Source organism: Burkholderia sp. Tr-862, from assembly GCF_011753085.1.
Taxonomy (GTDB): Bacteria; Pseudomonadota; Gammaproteobacteria; order Burkholderiales; family Burkholderiaceae; genus Burkholderia; species Burkholderia ambifaria.
The window spans coordinates 1-1,300 of sequence record NZ_VWWG01000367.1; the positions used below are offsets into that span (position 1 = coordinate 1).

General features: G+C 67.2%; 1 protein-coding gene. It reads right to left on the reverse strand.

Annotated elements, in window-relative coordinates; translation table 11 throughout:
• Nucleotides 1-867: exodeoxyribonuclease VII large subunit (xseA, locus tag F3J14_RS34885; RefSeq protein WP_166726749.1), on the reverse strand; the 867-nt coding region annotated here is incomplete at its 3' end.
• Nucleotides 868-1,300 lie beyond the last annotated feature (433 nt).

A 1,300-nucleotide genomic window follows, 5' to 3' on the forward strand; every position in this document is an offset into this window, starting at 1 on the left:
TCGCTGCCGGTCGGCGACCTCGCGCAACAGCAACGCGCGCTGCGGACTCGCGAGCTCGGCCGCGCCGGTCGGCGTCGGCGCGCGCAGGTCGGCCGCGAAGTCCGCGATCGTGAAATCGGTTTCGTGGCCGACGCCGCTGACGACCGGCAGTTCGCTCGCGGCGATCGCGCGCGCGAGCGCTTCATCGTTGAACGACCACAGATCCTCGATCGACCCGCCGCCGCGACAGACCAGCAGCACGTCGACCTCACGCCGCGCGTTCGCGGCCTGCACGGCCGCGACGAGCTTCTCGGCCGAGCCCGCGCCCTGCACGGGCGCCGGATAGACGATCACCGGGATGTGCGGCGCGCGGCGCGCGAGCGTGGTCAGCACGTCGCGCAGCGCGGCGGCTTGCAGCGACGTGACGATGCCGATCCCGCGCGGGTGCGCCGGCAGCGGCCGCTTGCGCTCGGGCGCGAACAGGCCTTCGGCCTCGAGCTGCGCCTTCAGCCGCAGGAACGCCTCGTACAGCCGCCCTTGCCCGGTGCGCCGCACGGCCTCGACATTGAGCTGCACTTCGCCGCGCGGCTCGTACATCGTGACGACCGCGCGCACCTCGATCCGGTCGCCTTCGCGCGGCGTGAATTCCGCATACTGCGCGCGACCGCGAAACATCACGCAGCGCATCTGCGCCTGCTGGTCCTTGATCGAGAAATACCAGTGACCGCTCGCGGCGCGCGTGAAATTCGACACTTCGCCCGAAATCCACAGCAGCGGAAACGAGCGTTCGAGCATCGTCGAAATCGCACGATTGAGCGCCGAAACGGGAATCACTTCGTCGCCGCCGCGGGTGGCGCCGGGAACGGAAAAAGGAGAGTCGGAAAGCATGGGCGATCGAATGAATGCTGGCGGCGACACGATAGTCCGACATGCGCCCGACGTCCAGCGCCGACCATGTGCGCCGCGATGCGCGAAATGTGTCCACACTCTGGCAATCGTCCGCCAAAAACGCTGGAAAACCGCGGAAAAATCCAGACGATTGCTTGCAACACCTTGATTTTTATATATTTTTAAACCTTACGAATTGATTCTAGACCGATTCGATGTCCGCCCGGCGGGCATTTGGCGCGAACAGGCGGGGAGTTCTTCACAGACTTATCCACAGCCCGCCCCGATCCGGCCCCGTCGGGTGCGTCGCCCGGCCGCGCTTGCCGCGCCCGCGTGCGGCGCGCTAGAGTGCCGCCTTCCGAAGACCTTGCGGCATGCGCCGCGCAACGGAGAATCCGTCTTGACGAATCCGTCCCACGCCGCGGCGCACGAC